At 39.2% G+C, this 18,862-nt stretch carries 18 protein-coding genes; 12 read left to right on the top strand and 6 right to left on the bottom strand.

Translation table 11 applies throughout. The features are described from left to right. Positions 1–21 precede the first annotated feature (21 nt). On the top strand, positions 22–969 hold the full coding sequence (gene fmt, locus L0951_RS02470) for a methionyl-tRNA formyltransferase (RefSeq protein WP_234109270.1): 948 nt from the start codon (positions 22–24) through the stop codon (positions 967–969). Between the two features lie 9 nt (positions 970–978). Here fmt and L0951_RS02465 read toward each other — a convergent pair whose 3' ends face one another. Both L0951_RS02465 and tsf read right to left on the bottom strand, forming a co-directional pair. Then, the gene (locus L0951_RS02465; protein ID WP_234109269.1) at positions 979–3,315 is read right to left on the bottom strand and encodes a choice-of-anchor L domain-containing protein; all 2,337 of its coding nucleotides are present in this window, start codon (positions 3,313–3,315) and stop codon (positions 979–981) included. A gap of 96 nt (positions 3,316–3,411) precedes the next feature. Continuing rightward, complete coding sequence (tsf, locus tag L0951_RS02460) at positions 3,412–4,236, bottom strand: translation elongation factor Ts (protein ID WP_234109268.1); 825 nt, start codon at positions 4,234–4,236, stop codon at positions 3,412–3,414. Between the two features lie 137 nt (positions 4,237–4,373). Here tsf and L0951_RS02455 point away from each other — a divergent pair, with 137 nt between their 5' ends. After that, positions 4,374–4,955, top strand: coding sequence for a DUF6759 domain-containing protein (locus L0951_RS02455; protein WP_234109267.1), 582 nt, complete (start codon positions 4,374–4,376; stop codon positions 4,953–4,955). 23 nt (positions 4,956–4,978) lie between these two features. Here L0951_RS02455 and L0951_RS02450 read toward each other — a convergent pair whose 3' ends face one another. Genes L0951_RS02450 through L0951_RS02440 form a run of 3 tightly spaced genes read right to left on the bottom strand, consistent with a single transcriptional unit; the run spans position 4,979 to position 7,717 of the window. After that, positions 4,979–5,680, bottom strand: coding sequence for a tRNA1(Val) (adenine(37)-N6)-methyltransferase (locus L0951_RS02450; RefSeq protein WP_234109266.1), 702 nt, complete (start codon positions 5,678–5,680; stop codon positions 4,979–4,981). Continuing rightward, on the bottom strand, positions 5,677–7,134 hold the full coding sequence (locus L0951_RS02445; RefSeq protein WP_234109265.1) for a sensor histidine kinase: 1,458 nt from the start codon (positions 7,132–7,134) through the stop codon (positions 5,677–5,679). Before L0951_RS02445 ends, L0951_RS02450 begins: the two co-directional genes overlap by 4 nt. After that, positions 7,121–7,717: a riboflavin synthase gene (locus tag L0951_RS02440; protein ID WP_234109264.1), complete on the bottom strand. Its 597-nt coding sequence runs from the start codon at positions 7,715–7,717 to the stop codon at positions 7,121–7,123. The genes L0951_RS02445 and L0951_RS02440 overlap by 14 nt, the downstream gene beginning before the upstream one ends. Before the next feature lie 222 nt (positions 7,718–7,939). Here L0951_RS02440 and pdxA point away from each other — a divergent pair, with 222 nt between their 5' ends. From pdxA to L0951_RS02390, 10 genes are all read left to right on the top strand, one after another. Next, positions 7,940–9,031 (top strand): 4-hydroxythreonine-4-phosphate dehydrogenase PdxA, encoded by a 1,092-nt coding sequence (pdxA, locus tag L0951_RS02435; RefSeq protein WP_234109263.1) that lies wholly within the window; start codon positions 7,940–7,942, stop codon positions 9,029–9,031. A gap of 87 nt (positions 9,032–9,118) precedes the next feature. Then, positions 9,119–9,640, top strand: a complete 522-nt coding sequence (locus L0951_RS02430; protein WP_234109262.1) for a YceD family protein — start codon at positions 9,119–9,121, stop codon at positions 9,638–9,640. Positions 9,641–9,728: 88 nt separating this feature from the next. Beyond that, a complete protein-coding gene (gene rpmF, locus L0951_RS02425) occupies positions 9,729–9,932 on the top strand; it encodes a 50S ribosomal protein L32 (protein ID WP_048499676.1) in 204 nt (67 codons plus the stop codon). A 125-nt stretch (positions 9,933–10,057) separates the two neighbouring features. Then, the gene (gene accB, locus L0951_RS02420) at positions 10,058–10,540 is read left to right on the top strand and encodes an acetyl-CoA carboxylase biotin carboxyl carrier protein (RefSeq protein ID WP_234109261.1); all 483 of its coding nucleotides are present in this window, start codon (positions 10,058–10,060) and stop codon (positions 10,538–10,540) included. 293 nt (positions 10,541–10,833) lie between these two features. Then, positions 10,834–12,186, top strand: a complete 1,353-nt coding sequence (gene accC, locus L0951_RS02415) for an acetyl-CoA carboxylase biotin carboxylase subunit (RefSeq protein ID WP_234109335.1) — start codon at positions 10,834–10,836, stop codon at positions 12,184–12,186. A 96-nt stretch (positions 12,187–12,282) separates the two neighbouring features. Then, complete coding sequence (rocD, locus tag L0951_RS02410) at positions 12,283–13,536, top strand: ornithine--oxo-acid transaminase (RefSeq protein ID WP_234109260.1); 1,254 nt, start codon at positions 12,283–12,285, stop codon at positions 13,534–13,536. Beyond that, on the top strand, positions 13,537–14,304 hold the full coding sequence (locus tag L0951_RS02405; protein ID WP_234109334.1) for a glycosyltransferase family 2 protein: 768 nt from the start codon (positions 13,537–13,539) through the stop codon (positions 14,302–14,304). Positions 14,305–14,403: 99 nt separating this feature from the next. After that, the gene (locus L0951_RS02400) at positions 14,404–15,357 is read left to right on the top strand and encodes a hypothetical protein (RefSeq protein ID WP_234109259.1); all 954 of its coding nucleotides are present in this window, start codon (positions 14,404–14,406) and stop codon (positions 15,355–15,357) included. 2 nt (positions 15,358–15,359) lie between these two features. Next, positions 15,360–17,387, top strand: coding sequence for a glycosyltransferase (locus L0951_RS02395; RefSeq protein ID WP_234109258.1), 2,028 nt, complete (start codon positions 15,360–15,362; stop codon positions 17,385–17,387). After that, positions 17,384–18,250, top strand: a complete 867-nt coding sequence (locus L0951_RS02390; protein ID WP_234109257.1) for a hypothetical protein — start codon at positions 17,384–17,386, stop codon at positions 18,248–18,250. The genes L0951_RS02395 and L0951_RS02390 overlap by 4 nt, the downstream gene beginning before the upstream one ends. Before the next feature lie 96 nt (positions 18,251–18,346). On the opposite strand, the gene L0951_RS02385 is transcribed toward L0951_RS02390, so the two are convergent. After that, positions 18,347–18,688, bottom strand: coding sequence for a phosphomannose isomerase type II C-terminal cupin domain (locus L0951_RS02385; RefSeq protein WP_234109256.1), 342 nt, complete (start codon positions 18,686–18,688; stop codon positions 18,347–18,349). Positions 18,689–18,862: the final 174 nt, after the last annotated feature.

Below are 18,862 nucleotides of genomic sequence, written 5' to 3'. Positions count from 1 at the left end.
AGCACTTATTAATTTTTTTACATGAAACCTTTAAGAGTTATATTTTTCGGAACCCCCGAGTTTGCAAAAACTTCACTTCGTGCAATTCATGAATCACAACATCAGGTAGTGGGAGTGGTCACCGTGGCAGACAAAGCAAGTGGTCGCGGACAAAAAATTCACGAATCGCCGGTAAAGGTTTTCGCCGCGGAGCATCACCTTCCCGTTTTGCAGCCGGAGAAATTAAGAAATCCAGAGTTTCTGGAACAAATCCGCAATTTGAACGCAGATGTTTTTGTGGTAGTTGCTTTTAGGATGATGCCTAAAGTACTTTTTGAAATGCCGAAACTGGGAACTTTCAATCTTCACGCCTCTTTGCTTCCGGATTATCGCGGTGCGGCACCGATCAATTATGCGGTGATTAATGGCGAAAAGAAATCCGGCGCCACCACTTTCTTCATTAATGAAAAAATAGATGAAGGAAATATTTTGCTTCAGGAAGAGATTGAAATTTACCCCAATGAAAATGCAGGCGAGCTCCATGACCGATTGATGGAAATGGGTGCGAAACTCGTGGTGAAAACCTTGGATGGACTCGCAGAAAACTCCATTCAGGAAAAACCGCAGCCCATCTCGGAACATCCAAAGAACGCTTTCAAAATATTTAAAGAAGACACCAAAATTGACTGGAATCAAAATTCGGAAAACATTCACAATTTTATCCGTGGAATGGCGCCATATCCATGTTCTTTCACGGTGCTAAACATAGGGAATGAAGTGAAGTCTTTGAAGATATATCGCGGAAATTTTGAAAAATCAGTTCATGAACATACTCCGGGAACTTTAGAAATCAATAAAAATCAGTTCAAAATTTTCACCAGGGATGGATTCTATTTGCCGACCGAAGTGCAATTGGAAGGAAAGAAAAGGATGAATATAAAAGATTTCCTAAATGGTTTCCGCGATTTTGAGAATATTTCAATCGCATAATACAATTAATTAATCCCGATTTTTCACCAGGATCCAACCTTGATAAGTGACCGGTGCATTGGTGTCTGGTTCTATCCAACTCAGAATATACCAGTAAGTTCCGGTAGAAACTGCTCTTCCATTGGTTTTTCCATCCCAAATGAATTGGTTGGCGTCAGAGGAAAAAACCGTTGTCCCAAATCGGTTGTAAATTTGGATTTTCACCTCTTTTTTTAAACTTAGATCTGAATAATCCAGAACATCATTGAAGCCATCAGCATTGGGTGTGATGACATTGATTAGGTTGATCACCAGAAATTCCTTCGTTACACTTCCGCAGTTTTGCGAGTCTTTTACATAAACTGTATGTTTTCCGCGCGGAACATTATAAAAAGTATTGGATGACGTGAAATCCACATTGTTCAAAGAATAAGAATAAGGCGGAACTCCTCCTACGACATACACTGTTGCGGTACTTCCCAAAACATCAATGTGGGTAATTTGCGGAAGTTCAGATGCGGTGACTTTTACATTTTGGCGATAAACGCAGCCATTGAAATAAAGATCCACCCAATAATCACCCATTCCTACATTATTGATACTTGAAGCATTGGTTCCGCTGATTCCGGTGCTCCAACTGTAGAAGTCAAAACCTGTTCCTGCATCAAGCGTCGTCGTAGAACTGGGACAAACGGATTTATCCTCAAGCACAGTTGATTTTTTTGGTTTCTTGATGTTGATGGTAATTTCTGCCACATTTGGACAATCCGTTCCTTCAAATCTAATCCCAAAAGTGGTGGTAGAGCTTAAAGTTTGATTTGCAGAAATGGAAGTTCCGGGAACTCCAGCTTTTGCTTCCGCCAGAGAATGGTAGTACGTGATGTTTAATGAAGAATCCGCTGTAAATTCGCTTTTGTAATTATTCAAATTAATGGAAACGCCCTGAAAATTATCATCGCAGATTGGCGCTGTGGAATAAATTGGTTTCAGCAATGGGATTTTGTTCCCCAATTTCAGTGTGAAATTCCCAACCGATGCCGGACAACCATAAGTGGTTTCCACAAAAAGATAAACTGTGGTGGTTCCTGTCAAAAGCCAACCATCTGCCAATGGAGTTCCGGTTCCGGCCGCATTGAGATAATATTTTGGGATAAATGCGCTGTTGAAATTTGAAATCAATTGCGGCGAAAGTTGCGAAAAATTAATTGGCGCACCGCCCGTCAATTGGTTGTCGCAAAATGTGAATACTTTGTTCGGAACGATTACCGGTTTTTGTGAAATTTCTACTTTTATGGAACCTTTCAATTCGCAACCACCCAAATCGATTTCCACCTGATATGTTCCTGCGTTTGCTGCAGCCCCAAAAACGTTTAGTTTGGCGTTGGTTGCTCCGGGAATGATGGCTCCATCTTTAAACCATTTGTAGGAAGTAGCTGCAGCTGTGGTTGCATCCAGCGTTTTGGTGGTTCCCTCGCAGATCGGATTATTGGTGGAGATCAGCAAATCTGGTCCCAAATCTTTTTTCCCCACGAAGCTTCCGGCTTTCAGAAATACTGCGGAATCGTGACTGGTGTTGATGTTGTCGGCAATAACCAGTTTAATGTGATAAGTTTTGCCGGGAATGACATCTGCTTTTGCAGTGAGCACTTTGGTTTGCCCATCGAAAATCGTGGGCGACATATTCGCCGGCACCATAGGTGGCAAATTGTATTGGCCGAAATATTCCGCATTACTTGGCGAACAATAGGTGTTGTCGCGGACGGTTCGTGATGAAACGGGATCCAGATTTCCGGTGGTTTTATTTAAAACGGTAGCAATATTTTGGTAGGTAGAAGTTCCAGCTTCTTTAATCAAAAATGCAAAGGCATCCGAATAATTACATCCACTTTTTTGGTATTCCTCCGAAAGAAACATGTATTCAAAGCTGATTCCTGTGGAATTCAGGGATACAAAATCAAACTCCAGTGCAGTGGCGTTCCAGGAAGGTTTAGCAACCGGAACCGCGATTTCCAGATCCTGATCACCCAACCAGGAACTGTTTCCGTCAGAGAGTACTCCATTATTTGGACCCACTGAATTAAATGCGCCACCTGTGCTCAGAATTACCCCTTCATCAATATCAAAAGGCAAAGTTCCTTTTTTAAAATAGCCATAACTGAAGGGATTGGTTCCGTAATCCTGCCATCCGCTCACCGTGACATTGGAAACCGAAATACAGCCTGCGTTTTGCGGGCCAATCAGCACGTTGCGAACCAGATCATCTGCAGTTTTTGAACTTACCGTAATATATTGTTGCGCTTTTCCATGAAAAATAGAAAGAAATACGATGAGAATCGAGGTAAGCCGAAAAGGTAATTTTGCGTACATGCTTTTTTTGCGGACTGCAAATTTACTTTAAAATATAGACACAAAAAAAATCTCCCCCAATAAATAGAAGAGATTTTAATCATATTTTAAAGTGAATTAAGCCAGACTTGTTCTCACAAATCCTACCACTTTCAATTCGCTGTTCACTGATTTCACATAGTCTGCTACAGAGATGTTGTGGTCTTTGATGAACTGTTGGTGAACCAAAGTGTTGTCTTTGTAGAATCGCTGCATTTTTCCTTTCAAGATGTTCTCGATGATGTTTGCAGGTTTTCCTTCTTTGGTCAACAATTCTCTTTCGATATCCAATTCTCTGTCAATGGTTTCTTGGGAAACTTGAGTTTCATCCAAAGCGATTGGGTTCATAGCGGCAATCTGCATTGCTACTGCGTGTGCAGCATCAGAAGCTCCCTCCACGTTTGCAGATAAAGAAGCGATGGCAGCAATTTTGTTTCCAGCGTGGATGTAAGCTCCTAAGAAAGGTCCTTCGATTCTTTCGAAAGAACCGATTTCAATTTTCTCACCGATTACTCCGGTTTGCTCGATCAATTTGTCAGCAACAGTCATTCCGTGGAAATCAGAAGCCAGGAATTCGTCTTTTGATGCATACATCATAGCTTGTTCTGCAAGTTCGTGTGCCAATTCCACAAAAGCGTCATTTTTCGCCACAAAGTCAGTTTCACAGTTCAAGGCGATGATTCCACCGATGGTTCTGTCTTCGTTCACTTTCGCGATTACTGCGCCTTCGTGAGATTCTCTGTCTGCTCTGTTTGCGGCAACTTTCTGACCTTTTTTTCTAAGGATTTCGATGGCTTTGTCGAAGTCTCCTTCAGCTTCAACCAATGCTTTTTTGCAGTCCATCATTCCAGCTCCGGTAATGTTTCTTAATTTAGCTACATCTGCAGCAACCACTGTATACATATTGTTCCTTTTTTTTTAAAAAAATTGTTTATTTTAGTGACGAATTTCGAGTTGCAAAGATAATAAAATTCATGCAAACTAAAAAGAAGAAATCTCCGTTATTATTAAAATTTAAAATCCTATAAATCATATCCTTAATGAAGAAAATTGTTTATCTATTGCTGTGTTTTATGTCTTTTTTCGTGTATTCGCAGTCGAAATATACCGAAGCGCAGGTAGAAAAAAGCAGTGATCCACAGGTAATTGCCAATTTCATTAAATACAATCCCGATCATCCAAGAACTCCGGCATTTAAGCAGAAACTTTTTGCATTGATCAACAATGAAAAAACGCCCACCCAAGCTTCAAATGCGGCAAAACCCACGGTGGCGCCGATTAACACGAAAAAATTGGAAAACGTTGTAAACCGTGATGTTGCGAAAACCGGCGAGGTGAGCGCGAAACACAAAAAAACTGCCGAATTGCTGAACCACCTCTTCAATTCTGATCCGAATAGTAAAACGGCCTATGTTTCGATCACCAATAAATCAAACTGCAACCTGATTGTAAAGATCAGCGGGAAGCAATTCTACAACCTTGATGTTCCGGCCAATAATCAAAATTATATTCTGGTCGATAAAGGGAATTACACCATCACCACCATGGTTTGTGACGCGAAATACACCTCTGTTAAAAATATTTCTAAAGATGTGGTAATCACTTTGAATGCTCCGAAGTAAAATAAATAATAACTTGGTTTCTGTTAATCGGTCGTTTTGAAAAGATGAAATGCTCTGGTGAGTTCCAGGTATTCTTCGCTATAAACTCTCGGAAATTTTTCAATAATAAAGTCTGTTTCAATCACTTTAACTGGAACAAGGGCAAATTCCAGTATCACCCTTTTAGGTGGAGCGTCCTTTATTCCTGCAATGTTTATTTTTCGCTGAAGAAAGAGGTTGTTTTCATGACAAATCTTCTGAAAATGTGCAGATTCTTGAAATGGAATAATCACGCTTAAAATGCCATTCTTTGAAAGTAAATTTTTCGATTTTTCAATCAGACTGTTGAAATCGAGTGTTTTCTTTTGTCTCGCCAAAATATCTTTTACTGAATCATTTTCAGCAAAATAGGGCGGATTTGAAACAATTAAATCAAATTTTTGTTCAGTTTGCCATTCCTTAAAATTTTCATGAAAAACTTCAAGTCGTTTGGAAAATGGACAGTTCTGAAAATTCTCTCCCGCAAGTCTTGCCGCATTTTCATCGATATCGATCGCTGAAATTTTTGCGGTGGGATTTCTTTGCGCCATCATCATCGAAATCAGTCCGGTTCCTGTCCCTACTTCCAAAACAGAATCTGCATTTCCCACAGCACAAAATGCGCCCAGCAAAACGCCGTCTGTTCCCACCCTGAAAACGGCCTTGCTTTGGTTTACAGTAAATTTTTGGAAACGAAAAGGTTTCATGGAAGGTTGTTTGGCAAAGAAATCGTGAAATACGAGCCTTTTCCAATTTCGGAATTCACCGTAATGACTCCTTTGTAATCTTCCACCATTTTCCTCACCATGGTCAAACCGAGTCCGGTACCGCTGGATTTCGAGGTGAAATTCGGTTCGAAAATCCGGTCGTACATATCTTCTGGGATTCCTTTTCCTTTATCCTGCACGGTGATGAAAACCCGTTTCTGTCTTTGCTCCACATCCACATTGATGATGTTTTCCCGGTGATCATCCTTCGCCTGACTTGCGTTTGCGACAAGGTTTGTGATGATTCTTGAAAGGTAGATTTTGTCCATTTCAACCAAGATTGATTCTTTGTTGGTGTGAAAGTAGATTTTTTCATCACTAAAAATATTCAGATTTCTCTTGATTTCTTCGTTGATGTCGAAGATTTCATTGTGTTTCTGCGGCAGTTGTGCAAATTGTGAAAAGGCGTTTGCCACTGTAGCTACCAAATCAATTTGTTCCACGATGGTTTTGCTCATTTTTTTCACTTTTTCCTGAATGTTCGGATCTGTGGGGTCAAATTTTCTTTCGAAGTTTTGGATCGTGAGTTTCATTGGGGTTAGCGGATTTTTCACTTCATGCGCAACCTGTTTTGCCATTTCGCGCCATGCTTCCTCTTTTTCCTTGAAACTCAGCCGTTCTTTTTGCTCCTTGATTTGCAGAATCAGTTTGTTATAAGCTTTTACCAATTGGTTCAGCTCGTCGTTTTGGTAATATCTTATCGGTGGTGTATCATCTTCCAAAAGATTTACCCGGTTCAGCATTTCTGAAAACTTGGTGATCGCCTTTGTCAAGTTGTTTGAAATGATCCAACTGAGCCAAATCCCAAAAGCCACGATGAAAAGATTCACCAATATAATGTAGTTCAAATACTTGTTGAACACCGTGGAGTAAACTCCTTCATTGTGGTAATAGGGGAAATAGACAATGGCAATGGGTTCCAGCATATTGTTTTTCAGGATCATGTAGGATGAAGTAACATTGGCCTCGGTTTTTGGGTCATAATGCTGAAAATCTACGCGTTTATCGTTTTTCAACACCATATTCACGATATTCAGGTTGATCTTTTTTTGTTGGATCAGGTTGATATCTTTGTTTGAAATAAGAAAATTTCCGTTGAGATCGTAAATGATGATGTCTTGATTATTGATATCCGCAATCTCAAAAATGGCGCTGGATAAAATCTTTGGCAAATCATTGGTTCCCACAGAAGTGTGAGAGACTGCGTAATCCAGAGCCGACATTAGTGATTCTGCTTTTTTTTGCAGATCTGTTCTGCTTTGTTCCGCAGTGTTACTTTTAATAATATAGTAGGACAATAATGAAGACCCGGTGATGCTCATCACGCAGATTAACAGAAATCCCCAGAAAACCTTGTTCCTTAAACTGTATCCTTTGTATTTAGTGAACGGCATTTATTTTCATCAGTTTTGATACGTATTTACCAATAATGTCGAATTCCAGATTCACCGTGTCCCCTTTTTTCAGCGTTTTCATATTGGTGAATTCCCAGGTGTAGGGAATGATCGCCACCGAAAAACGTCCCGAACTGCTTTCGGCAACGGTCAGAGAAATTCCATTCACCGTAATCGAACCTTGGGGAACGGTCACAAATTCATCGGTTTCATCATATTTAATGGTGATGAAAAAACTTCCATCCAAATTTTTAATGTTTTCTACAGTTCCCGTTTTATCCACATGTCCCTGAACAATGTGGCCATCAAGTCTTCCATCAAATTTCAAACATCGTTCCAAATTCACTTCGGTTCCCAATTCCCATTTTCCCAGATTCGTTTTTTCTAAAGTTTCATTGATGGCGGTGACTTTGTACTGGTCGCCGGAAACTTCCACCACAGTGAGGCAACATCCATTGTGGGCCAGACTTTGGTCAATTTTCAGTTCGTGGGTAAATCCACAAGACAAAATGAAATCGATATTGGATTCATTTCGCACAATTTTTTCAACAGTTCCGGTAGATTCTATAATTCCTGTAAACATATTTTTCAAAAGCCAAATTAAAGGTTAACAGTGCCAAATTTTAAAAGTGGGGGTAAAGAACGAAAATAAAGTACGTTTCACGAAATGGTTTCCCGAATCAATAAATCCCCCAATCACCACATCGCCAAATCACAACATCATCAAATTCCTTAATTTCCTAATTCCTTATCCCTTAATTTTTTCTACATTTGTAAAATTCAATTAATGATCAAAGATACAATAATGAGCGCAAAGCAACATAAAATAAAAGTCGGAATTTCGGTAGGTGACTTCAATGGAATTGGTCCTGAAATCATTATGAAAGCCTTAAAAGAAAAGTCCGTCACCGATTTTTTTACTCCGGTTATTTTTGGTTCTGGGAAGTTGTTTACCTACCAAAAAAATATTTTCAAATTTCAGCACACGTTTAATTATATCACCGAACCGTCTTTTGCGCAAGGCGATAAAATCAACATGGTGAATCTGTGGAAAGATAATGTGAACGTGGACTTGGGAAAACCCACGGAGGAATCTACCAAAATGGCAATCGACTCCCTGGAAGCAGCAACCGATGCATTGATGAAAGGCGAGGTGGATGTTCTGGTCACCGCACCGATCAATAAGGAAGAAATGATGAAGCAGGGTTTCAGACATGCCGGTCACACCGGATTTCTTGAAGAAAAATTCGGCAAAAAAGGGTTGATGTTTTTGGTGACCAATGATTTGAAAGTGGCTGTTTCCACGCACCATATCCCTGTTTCTCAAATTTCAGAAAATATTTCTAAAGAGAAAATCAAGAAGCAGATCAAATTATTGAATCAAACCCTCATTGAAGATTTTTGTATTCAAAGACCGAAAATCGCAGTTCTCGGATTAAATCCGCATGCCGGAGACGGTGGCGCAATCGGAAATGAGGAAATAGAGATCATCGAACCCGCAATCCGCGAACTCTTTGATAACGGAATTTTGGCTTTCGGGCCGTTTCCTGCGGATAGTTTTTTTCAACCAGAAAAATACAAAAATTTCGATGCGGTTTTGGCGATGTACCACGACCAGGGATTGGCGCCGTTTAAAACTTTGGCTTATGAAGAAGGCGTGAATTACACGGCGGGACTTCCGTTCATCAGAACTTCTCCCGATCATGGTGTTGCCTATGATATTGCGGGACAGGGAATTGCAGACGAGCGGAGTTTCTCCGAAGCCATTTTTGCGGCCATAAAAATCTTTAAAAACCGATCAGAGTACCGAGATTTAATGGAAAACCGCATGAAACCAAGAAAGTCGGTTGCCGGAAACGGAGTCGATGAGGATTTGCCGCAGGAGGAGAACAGTTGACCCCTTCATTAGCGCAAAGATTCAAAATATTGTTTAATAATATATTTGGAGTTTCAAAAAAAATGCATATTTTTGCACACTCATTTTATGGACAAGTTTAGAAACTACGACGTAGTGTTTTCGGGACTGAAAAACGGGAAACACGAGTTCAGATTTGAGATAGATAAAGAGTTCTTTCAACTTTTCGATACTGAACAGGAATTTACAGAACCCAAAATTACCGCAGATGTTTTGATGGATAAACATAGCACATTTTTGGAATTTTGGATTAAAACTTCCGGAACGGTGAAATTGGTTTGCGATATTTCTAATGAAAATTTTGAGTATCCGTTTGAAAACGAAATCAAGGTTCTGGTCAAATTCGGAGAAGAATATGATGACAGCGAAGAAGATGTGATTACCATTCCAACTTCCGATCATTCATTCAACGTGGCACAGCTGATTTATGAAGATGTAATGTTGAGCATTCCGATGAAGAAAATTTCTCCCAACCTTTCAGAGCAAGATCTGGAAGTCTTGAAAAAGTTCAGCACTCCTGAAAAAAAAGAAGAAGAACCCGAAAGCGATCCGAGATGGGATGCTTTAAAAAAATTGAAAGATAAAAATTAACATAATTTAAAATGATGAGAATTGAGCAATCAAAAACTCATCGCTCCTGTCTGCAGACAGGAAGGCATCAAATTAAAAGTATAAGAAAATGGCACATCCAAAGAGAAGACAATCGTCAACAAGAAGAGATAAGAGAAGAACCCACTACAAAGCGGAGGTTCCTCAATTGGCAAAAGATGCAACTTCTGGCGAAATGCACCTTTATCACAGAGCTCACTGGAGCGAAGGAAAACTATACTACAGAGGAAAAGTAGTAATGGAAAAAGCAGTAGAATCTACAGAAGAGAACTAATCGGAAAACTCCGAAAACCTCTATTTTCATACAAAAACCACTCGATTTTTTCAATTTCGAGTGGTTTTTTGTTGTTTTTTGTTGTTTTTTAGTATCTTTGGCATATAAAATAAACACCCAAAATAATGGACATCAAAGACATCCAAAATCTCATTAAATTTGTTTCTAAAGCAGAAGTTTCAGAAGTAAAGTACAAAACAAAAGATTTTGAAATTACCATCAAAACCCCACTTGCAGGTAGTGAAGTAAGTTACATGCAACAACCGCAAATGTTTCATGCTGCGCCACAGCCAATGCCAGTTGCCGCCGCTCCAGCTGCTGCTCCAGCTGCTGTACCAGCTGCTGAGTCTTCATCTGATGACAGCAAGTTCGTTACCATCAAATCACCAATGATCGGAACTTTCTACAGAAAACCTGCTCCGGACAAAGACGTTTTCGTAAACGTGGGCGATGAAGTTTCTGCAGGAAAAGTGGTCTGCGTCATCGAAGCAATGAAACTTTTCAACCAAATTGAGTCAGAAGTCTCCGGAAAAATCGTGAAAATCCTGGTGGATGACGCGACTCCTGTGGAATATGACCAACCGCTATTTTTAGTGGATCCATCTTAATTATGATTGATGAATGATGATTGATGAGTGATCTGATTTCGCTCACAATCACCAATCAATTTGTATTTGACCATGATTTTCTTCCTTGCAAAGTGAAATGCCTTTGCTTATGAATTAGTCCGAAGGAAAGCAGCATATTTTTCAAAAAAAATTTGCGTATTTGCGTATGAAAATCCAGTCAATTATCTTGCATATAAAGTTTATTAAATATAAGTGTTGAATGTTTTCATCAACTTCAAACCTTAAACGTCAAATCTACCTGTCGGCAGACAGGCTTCAAACAAAAAATGAAGATGTTTAAAAAAATATTAATAGCCAACCGTGGCGAAATTGCAATGCGGATTCTCCGTACCTGCAAGGAAATGGGAATCAAGACCGTTGCAGTTTATTCCACTGCGGACAAAGACAGCCTTCATGTGCGTTTTGCGGATGAAGCGGTTTGCATTGGACCTGCCCCAAGTAAAGATTCCTATCTCAAAATTCCAAACATCATAGCCGCGGCGGAAATTACCAACGCAGACGCGATACATCCTGGTTACGGATTTTTGTCCGAAAATTCCAATTTCTCGCGAATCTGCCAGAAAAATAATATCAAATTCATTGGTGCAACCCCCGAACAAATCGACAGGATGGGTGATAAAGCCAATGCGAAAGCCACGATGAAGGAAGCGGGAGTTCCTTGTGTTCCCGGTTCCGAAGGTCTGATTGATTCCTATGAAGACGCTGTGCGAATTGCGGCTGAAATCGGTTATCCCGTAATGATCAAAGCTACTGCAGGTGGTGGTGGAAAAGGGATGCGCCGAGTCTGGAACGAAACGGAACTCAAGGAGCACTGGGAATCTGCAATTCAGGAAGCGGTTGCCGCATTTGGTAATGGTGGAATGTATATGGAAAAACTCATTTTGGAACCGCGGCATATTGAAATTCAAATTGCCGGTGACCAATATGGAAAAGCTTGCCACCTCTCCGAAAGAGATTGCTCCGTGCAAAGAAGAAATCAAAAGCTTACCGAAGAAACCCCTTCACCGTTTATGACCAACGAACTAAGGGAGAAAATGGGAAATGCTGCAGTGAGAGCCGCTGAATATATCGGTTATGAAGGTGTTGGAACCATAGAGTTTTTAGTGGATAAAAACCGTGATTTTTATTTTATGGAAATGAACACAAGAATCCAGGTGGAGCACCCAATTACAGAGCAAGTAATTGATTATGATCTGATCAGAGAGCAGATTCTTCTGGCAGCAGGAACACCGATTTCGGGAGTAAATCATTATCCGAAACTTCATTCAATTGAATGTAGGATTAATGCCGAGGATCCTTTCAATGATTTCCGCCCAAGTCCGGGGAAAATTACTGAGCTTAATATTCCGGGCGGTCACGGAATCCGTGTGGATACCCATGTGTATTCTGGATACACTATTCCATCCAATTATGACTCGATGATTGCAAAACTCATTACCACTGCGCAAACCAGAGAAGAGGCCATCGCAAAAATGAGACGTGCTCTGGAAGAATTCTATGTAGAGGGTGTGAAAACCACGATTCCGTTTCACCGACAATTGATGGACAATGAGGATTACCTCGCAGGAAACTACACCACGAAATTTATGGATGATTTTGTGATGGATAAGAAATATGAGAATTAAATTTCTTTAAAAGTATCACTGAAACTGCCTATTTTGGGCAGTTTCTTGTTTTAATGGAATTCAATAATTATCTTTAAATTTGTAAAAAGAAAAAATATGTCAACAGCAACTCAAACAAAAAATTCACAATACTTTATTGACCTGGAAAACGAGCACGGTGCCCACAATTATCATCCACTTCCGGTGGTTTTGGATAAAGGTGAAGGTGTTTATGTTTGGGATGTGGAAGGAAAAAAATATTATGATTTTCTTTCGGCTTATTCTGCAGTAAACCAAGGTCATTCACATCCGAAGATTGTGGATGCGTTGATGAATCAGGCCCAAAAATTAGCGCTTACCTCCCGTGCATTTTACAATTCGAAATTAGGGGAGTACGAAAAGAAGGTCACCCAACTTTTCGGTTTCGATAAAGTTTTGCCCATGAACTCCGGAGCAGAAGCTGTGGAAACCGCAGTAAAGCTCGCCAGAAAATGGAGTTACGAAGTAAAAGGAATCAAAGGGGGAAACGCAAAAATCATTGTTTGTGAAAACAACTTCCACGGAAGAACCACCACCATTGTTTCTTTTTCCAACGACCCCGATGCGCACAATAATTACGGACCTTTCACTCCGGGATTTATAAAGATTCCTTATAATGATTTGGCGGCTTTGGAACAGGTTCTGAAAGAAGATGCATCAGATATTGCTGCATTTTTGGTGGAGCCGATCCAGGGAGAAGCCGGAGTTTACGTTCCGGATGAAGGTTTCCTCAAAGGAGCTTCGGAACTGTGCAAAAAATACAATGTTCTTTTCATCGCAGATGAAGTTCAGACTGGGATTGCAAGAACCGGGAAACTCATCGCGTGTCATCATGAAGACGTGCAACCCGATATTTTGATTTTGGGAAAAGCACTTTCCGGAGGAATGTATCCTGTTTCAGCGGTTTTTGCCAATAATCATATCATGAACGTGATTCATCCCGGACAACACGGTTCAACTTTTGGTGGAAATCCTTTAGCTTGTGCCGTTGCAATGGCTGCTTTGGATGTTGTTGAGGAAGAAAATCTTTCGGAAAGAGCCGAAAAATTAGGTCAGATTTTCAGAAATGAAATGAAGAAATTGATTGAAAAGACAGACTTAATAGCAAATGTTCGTGGAAAAGGATTGTTAAACGCAATCATCATCAACGATTCCCAACATTCACCAACTGCATGGAATCTTTGTTTAGATTTAATGAAAAACGGATTGCTCGCCAAACCAACCCACGGAAACATCATTCGTCTTGCGCCGCCTTTGGTGATTACCGAAGAGCAGCTGATGGAATGTGTAGCGATGATCGAGAAAACGGTTTTGGAATTTAAGAAAGGATAAATTTTGGAACTGAAAGAAAAAGTAAGCGGCGCGATCATTACCTTTAATGAAGGAAAAAACATTCAGGAAGTTCTTGGATGTTTTGACTTTTGTGATGAAATAATCGTGGTAGATTCTTTCAGTACGGATCAAACCATTGAGTTGGCATTACAAAATCCTAAAGTGAAAGTCATTCAAAACAAATTTGAAGATTTCACCAAACAGAGAAATCTAGCGATTGATTCCACGAAAAACGACTGGATTCTTTTTTTGGATGGTGATGAACGGATTACCCCCAAACTTCGGGAGGAAATTATTTCCGAGCTCAATTCATCAGACCAGAAAGATGCTTACTATTTTTACCGAAAATTCTTTTTTGCGGGAAAGCCAATTCATTTTTCAGGAACTCAAACCGACAAAAATTTCAGATTGTTTAGAAAAAGCAAATGCAGATACATGGGCGAGAAGAAGGTTCATGAAACCTTGGAGGTAAAGGGAAGTATAGGCATCTTAAAGAACAGACTCCTTCATTACTCGGTTTCAAGTTACGATTCCTATCGGGAGAAAATGCTGCACTATGGCGAGCTGAAAGGAATTGAACTCTTTGAAAAAGGAAAAAAATTCAGTACTTTAACACAATATTTGAAGACCGCTTTTAAGTTTTTGAAGACCTATATTTTGCGGTTGGGGATTTTGGATGGAAAAGAGGGATTTCAACTTGCCATTTTACAGACTTTAAGTGTGTTCGAAACCTATAATTCTTTGAAAAAAGCAGAAAAAAAACTGTAATTTTGCGATATCAATGCAGAAAACCTTGCTTTTTTTGAATAAGGGAAAAGATATGGTTCAAAGGTTGTAGGAAAAAGATCTGAATAATTATATTAGTACATGAAGATTTGCGTCATTAGTTTTGATTTTTGGAATTACGATGAACATATTGTCGCGGAATTGAGGCGGAAAGGTATTGATGCAAATCATATCAACATCGGTGCGTATCAGCACAAGAATTTCCCTGCGAGAGTTCAGAACACGATTTCTAAGATTGTTTTGAAACGCAACCTCAAGAATGAATATCGGCAGGAAATGATTCTGGATCAACTGAAAAAATTAGGAAAACAGGATCAGATTCTGGTGATCAATCCCGAACTCATCGAAAGGAAATACCACGAAGTCATCAAGGAATACAGCAGGAAATACATCGCTTACCTTTATGACAGTCTGGCTCGCTGCCCCGCGGAGCATCTTTTCGATTTATTTGACGAGATTTTCAGCTTTGACAAAAATGATGCGGAACGGTATCATTTTCAGCAGATTACCAATTATAATTATCTTCCGGAAGCCGAGCTGAATAAGAATCCAATGTTCGATATGGTTTATGTTGCATCGTACGACAAAAGGATTCAGACCTTATTCAAACTCACAAAGATTTTGGAAGAATTAGGTTTGAGTTATTATGCCAAAATTGTCGGCAAAAAAGCATGGAAAGAACATTTAAATGTTGATAGCCGGAGAACGGTTTTCTTTACCAGACGACGACTCGCTCATCGCGACGTTCCAGGCTTTTATGAGGGAGGTAAGGTTTTGCTCGACCTCATCCGCGATAATCAATCTGGATTAAGTTTCAGGTTTTTTGAAGCGATGGCTCTTAAGAAAAAAATCATAACAGATAACGAAACGGTGAAAGAATACGATTTTTATAATCCAAACAACATCTTAGTGTTGAATGACGACCTATCCAACGTGGAAAAATCTTTTTTTGAAGGTGATTACGAAGAATTGGATGCCGGTATTTATAAAAAATATACCCTAGAAAATTGGGTAAAAACCGTTTTTGATTTGTAATTATGGAACTTTGGCGGGAAACCAAATATTTTTTTCGAAGATTTGCCCGAATCAAAAAACTGGAAAAATCCTTTGAGATTTCTACTTCAGTGGATTCCGCAAAGAATGAATTGTCATTCCCTGTTTTCAACAATCCTTTGATTAGTATCATTATTCCTTATTTTAATCAGGAGAATTACACATGGAATTGCTTGAAGTCCATTCACGAAAATCTTCCAAACGCAAGTTTCGAGATTATTCTGGTCAATGATAATAGTACGGAACAGCCTGATTTTTCAATGGCGAGCAACGTCAGAATTATCAATAATGAAGAAAATTTGGGTTTTCTGCGAAGCGTTAATGTGGCAATACAGCAGGCAAAAGGTCAATTCGTTTATTTGCTCAATAATGATACCGTTGTACGAAAAGGATTTTTGGATGAACTGCTTTTCGTTTTTGATAACTTTGAAAATGTGGGTGCTGTAGGTTCCATGCTCCTCAATGCGGATGGAAGTTTGCAGGAAGCTGGCTCTGTTTTTATGAAGGACTGCAGAATTTGGCAAGTCGTTGGGAAAAAGAAATCCTACTATCCAGAATTCAATTACATTTATAAGGTAGATTATTGTTCCGGATGCAGTTTGATGTTCCGAAAATACAGCGATAATGGCAAACTTAATCTCTTCGACGAAGAATTTGCACCCGCCTATTTTGAAGAAACGGATCTTTGTTTCCGGTTAAAATATGAGCAAGGAAAGGATGTTTATTTTACTCCATTTTCAAAAGTGATCCATTTCAATGGGGTGTCGTACAATTCAAATATTGCCTTCACAGCGAAAAAACAGGAACTTTTTGAAAGAAATTTGACTATTTTCAAAAGAAAATGGCAAAAGCAGATTGATGCAATTAAAGCTGAGAAAACACAATCCAGAATTCTGGAAATTAATGAAAATAAAAGCATTGTTTTCTATAATGGCGTGGTTCCCGAGCATGACACCAATTCTGGCGAACTGCGTTTAACTGAAATCGTGAAAGCTTACAAAAGAAAAAATTATTTCGTTTGTATTATTGCCCCAAAAAACAAAATCGACAACCCATATAACGAGTATTTTCAGCGATTAGGAGTCTGCGTTTACTATGAACATCAGAAAACCGATGATAGAAAAAAATTCCTAAAAAGACTCCGTCTTCAGAGCCCAATCAGCTGGTTCTATGCGGTAAAAATGTTTTTGAAAAATTATCAAAGGGCACTTTCCGCAAATCCTGATTCAAAGCTTATTTATGACATGGTGGATATTCACCATTTACGATATCAGCGTGCAATTAAATTGGAACCCAAACGCTTTTCTCATAAAAAAAATTATCGGAAGTATCTCCGGCAAGAAAAATTTGCAGCGAAAAAAGCCAACCTTGTTGTAACGATTTCTGATGACGAAAAAGCATATATGCGGAATTTTGTGGGCGGTGACCAAATGATTACGATTTCGAATATTCACTACATCAAGAAGAATTTACAAGAAGTGCCGTCATTTGACGGTAGAAATGGAATTCTTTTCGTGGGCTCTGTTCATCCGCCAAATATAGATGCGGTCAATTTTTTGGTTAATGAAATTATGCCACTGGTTTGGCAGATTGATGATACCATTAAAGTTCATATTGTGGGAAATGTGAATCAGGTTATGTCAGAAATCAGCCATCCAAACGTCTTTTTTCACGGTTTTATTTCGGATATGGATCCTTTTCTTTTAGAAAGTCGATTAATGGTAGCGCCACTTCGATATGGAGCAGGAGTAAAGGGAAAAATTGGACAGGCTTTCGAATATTTTTTGCCTGTGGTTACCACATCGATTGGTGCGGAAGGAATGGGTCTCGAAAATGGAGTGAATGCATTAATTGCAGATGAAAAGCACGATTTTGCGGGTAAGATTATGGAACTTTACCAAAATAGGGAGCTCTGGAAGGAAATCCAGGCAAATTCAGAAAGAAGCCTTTCTCTTTTTTCACTGGAAATGCTTGAACAAAAAATTGAATTAATTGAACATCTAAAGCAATGATTAAAGTCGGTTTCTTGCTATCCTACGATTACCAATATATTTTCACTGCACTCGACGAAATTTATCAAGAAGCAGATTTGATAGTAATGTCTTATGATGTTGACCGTAAAACATGGGCAGGAAATTATGTGGAAATTCCAGAAAGTTTTTTTGATGAGGTAAGGAAATATGATGTTGCAAATAAGATTAAGTTTTATGGCGACCATTTTTTTGTTCCAGGCCATACCGCGATGGAACTGGAAACAAGGCAGAGAAACATGATGGCGAAAGTGATGGGGAAAGGCGGATGGCACATTCAAATCGATAGCGATGAGTATGCTTACGATTTTAAGAAGTTGGTTTATTTTCTTCGTAAAAACTCTTTTTTATTGCGCAACCCCACTAAAACACCTGCAACTTTTCTTGTGAATTTTGTTACACAATTTAAAAGGGACAATGATGGGTTTTACGTGATCACACCCTATCGCGAAGCATGTTACCTCGTGACGAATACTCCTGAGTACGTGAAAGCCAGAGTGACCAATTCTGACAAAAATTACTTTCTCAATTATAATCTCATCCATCAATCGTGGGCTAGAAGCGAAGAGGAAATTTTACAGAAAATCAAAAATTGGGGACATAAAGATGACTTCAAGGTGGATGATTTCTTTGAGAAATGGAAAAATCTAAGTAAGGAGAACTTTCATCTTTATTCCGATTTTCACCCCCTCGATGGAAAAAGTTGGAGTAGAATAGAGTTTGTAGGGTCTAGTAATATTCAAGAATTTATCGAGGTGTTTCAAGAAGAACATCCACAAATGGAAATATTTAATCCATGGAGCAGAACTAAAAGACTCAAATTATTCCTTAAAAGTTTATTTTGAACTTGGCACGCAATGCTGTTCAAATAAATTGAAGATTCCAAAAGAGATCCTAAAATGCAGATGGCATGCGCGTTTTTGCACCGAAAGAATCATATTCTATCTCGAATAATCATCCTCCAACCGCACAATGTCATCCTCGCCAAAATAAGTTCCGGTCTGAACCTCGATGAACACTACCGGTTTTTCTGTGAGATTCATAATCCGGTGTTTCGCTCCCTGTGGAATGAAAATGCTTTCGCCATAGGTCAATGCAATTTCCTCATCATCCAAAACAACGGTGGCGTTTCCTTCAATGATGGTCCACTGCTCCTGCCTTTGGTGGTGATATTGGTAAGAAAGTCGTTGACCGGGATTTACCTCAATCCTCTTTAGCTTGTAATGCGGTTCATCCGCCAAAACAAAGTACTTTCCCCATGGTCTTTCGCCAACTTCTAACATAAAAATGATTATTTTGTGCAAAACTAATGATAATTTTAATATATGCAGTTTCGAAAATAAATTTATTTGTTTTCTGCGATCTTAAACAATGATAATTAAAGAAAAGACGATGGTGCACCAGCGAAGAAACTACACCCATTTGCACCAGAAAAGCAAAGTTTTTCCCTAAATTTG

Origin of the sequence: Chryseobacterium sp. R2A-55 (assembly GCF_021401085.1) — a bacterium.
Classification (GTDB): domain Bacteria; phylum Bacteroidota; class Bacteroidia; order Flavobacteriales; family Weeksellaceae; genus Kaistella.
This window is presented reverse-complemented; position numbering and strand designations above follow the sequence as displayed.

Excerpts from the sequence above, each read along its gene's own strand:
- L0951_RS02450 (WP_234109266.1), bottom strand. The coding sequence starts at position 5,680 with ATGAAACCTTTTCGTTTCCAAAAATTTACTGTAAACCAAAGCAAGGCC.
- accB (WP_234109261.1), top strand. The coding sequence starts at position 10,058 with ATGGACATCAAAGACATCCAAAATCTCATTAAATTTGTTTCTAAAGCA.
- fmt (WP_234109270.1), top strand. The coding sequence starts at position 22 with ATGAAACCTTTAAGAGTTATATTTTTCGGAACCCCCGAGTTTGCAAAA.
- L0951_RS02465 (WP_234109269.1), bottom strand. The coding sequence starts at position 3,315 with ATGTACGCAAAATTACCTTTTCGGCTTACCTCGATTCTCATCGTATTT.
- L0951_RS02390 (WP_234109257.1), top strand. The coding sequence starts at position 17,384 with ATGATTAAAGTCGGTTTCTTGCTATCCTACGATTACCAATATATTTTC.
- L0951_RS02445 (WP_234109265.1), bottom strand. The coding sequence starts at position 7,134 with ATGCCGTTCACTAAATACAAAGGATACAGTTTAAGGAACAAGGTTTTC.
- L0951_RS02455 (WP_234109267.1), top strand. The coding sequence starts at position 4,374 with ATGAAGAAAATTGTTTATCTATTGCTGTGTTTTATGTCTTTTTTCGTG.
- rpmF (WP_048499676.1), top strand. The coding sequence starts at position 9,729 with ATGGCACATCCAAAGAGAAGACAATCGTCAACAAGAAGAGATAAGAGA.
- pdxA (WP_234109263.1), top strand. The coding sequence starts at position 7,940 with ATGAGCGCAAAGCAACATAAAATAAAAGTCGGAATTTCGGTAGGTGAC.
- L0951_RS02430 (WP_234109262.1), top strand. The coding sequence starts at position 9,119 with ATGGACAAGTTTAGAAACTACGACGTAGTGTTTTCGGGACTGAAAAAC.
- tsf (WP_234109268.1), bottom strand. The coding sequence starts at position 4,236 with ATGTATACAGTGGTTGCTGCAGATGTAGCTAAATTAAGAAACATTACC.
- L0951_RS02440 (WP_234109264.1), bottom strand. The coding sequence starts at position 7,717 with ATGTTTACAGGAATTATAGAATCTACCGGAACTGTTGAAAAAATTGTG.
- rocD (WP_234109260.1), top strand. The coding sequence starts at position 12,283 with ATGTCAACAGCAACTCAAACAAAAAATTCACAATACTTTATTGACCTG.
- L0951_RS02385 (WP_234109256.1), bottom strand. The coding sequence starts at position 18,688 with ATGTTAGAAGTTGGCGAAAGACCATGGGGAAAGTACTTTGTTTTGGCG.
- L0951_RS02395 (WP_234109258.1), top strand. The coding sequence starts at position 15,360 with ATGGAACTTTGGCGGGAAACCAAATATTTTTTTCGAAGATTTGCCCGA.
- accC (WP_234109335.1), top strand. The coding sequence starts at position 10,834 with ATGTTTAAAAAAATATTAATAGCCAACCGTGGCGAAATTGCAATGCGG.
- L0951_RS02400 (WP_234109259.1), top strand. The coding sequence starts at position 14,404 with ATGAAGATTTGCGTCATTAGTTTTGATTTTTGGAATTACGATGAACAT.